Source organism: Nitratireductor sp. ZSWI3 (genome assembly GCF_024655565.1).
Classification (GTDB): Bacteria; Pseudomonadota; Alphaproteobacteria; order Rhizobiales; family Rhizobiaceae; genus Nitratireductor.
Window position 1 is genome coordinate 1 of record NZ_JANKOF010000205.1, and the last position, 894, is coordinate 894.

The 894-nt window shown below is 65.8% G+C and carries 1 protein-coding gene and 1 pseudogene; both read left to right on the top strand.

The window, feature by feature from the left end:
• Positions 1 to 689 (top strand): annotated as a pseudogene (locus NUU27_RS25415) (hypothetical protein); the annotation flags it as partial.
• On the top strand, positions 686 to 894 hold a 209-nt coding region (locus tag NUU27_RS25420), incomplete at its 3' end, for a hypothetical protein (RefSeq protein ID WP_257765074.1). The pseudogene NUU27_RS25415 and the gene NUU27_RS25420, both read left to right, overlap by 4 nt.

Sequence of the window (894 nt, forward strand, 5' to 3'; positions counted from 1 at the left end):
GCATCGTCGAGACCGGCGAGGACCGGTCCTATCAGCCGCTGTGGAAGATCTACTCGCCCAACGGCCTGTCCGTCGGCTCGTCCAGCGAGCGCTGGGGCTACACCCACAGCAGCCGGCTAAAGTCGATCCCCGGCTATATCGCCGACATCCAGTACGAGGCGGACGGGCAGACCAGGCAGATCACCTATGCGAACGGCGTGACGACGCGGTTCAGCTATTCGCCGACGCGGCGCTGGCTGACGCAGATGGTCACCACGCGGCCGAACGGCAGCAAGCTGCTCGACAACAGCTACACGCGCGACAAGCTCGGCCGCATCACGGCGATCAACGGTCTCGATGCGAGCGACAGCTGGACCTACGCCTACGATCATCGCGACTGGCTGAAGTCGGCGACGAATGCCGGAACTGCGTCGCTGAACGAGACTTTCGGCTACGACATGAACGGCAATCTCCTGACACGCTCACGGCTGTCGGGCGCCTTCACCTATCCCGCGCAGAACACCGGCGCGCGGCCGCATGCGCCGGTGGCGCTTGGAGCGCGCAACTTCACCTACGACGCCAATGGCAACATGACCTCGGACGGCCAGCGCACGCTCGCCTGGGATGCGGCCAACCGGCTGTCGCGGGTGACGATACCGTCGGGTGCGGTCGTCGACCTCGCCTATGGTCCGGACGGGCGCGGGTTGTGAAGAAGACGCCGCTGAAGAGTTTTGCCTATCCGACAGCGGAGGTGGAACTGGACACGAGCCTGTCGGGGGCTGCCGCCTACACGCGCTATCCGCACATGGACATCAAGATCGTCGGGACGGCGAAGCAGTTCCTGCACCGCGATCACCTTGCCTCGGTGCGGCATGTGACGGACGCCGCCGGCGCTCCGGTGGAGGCGACGCGCTA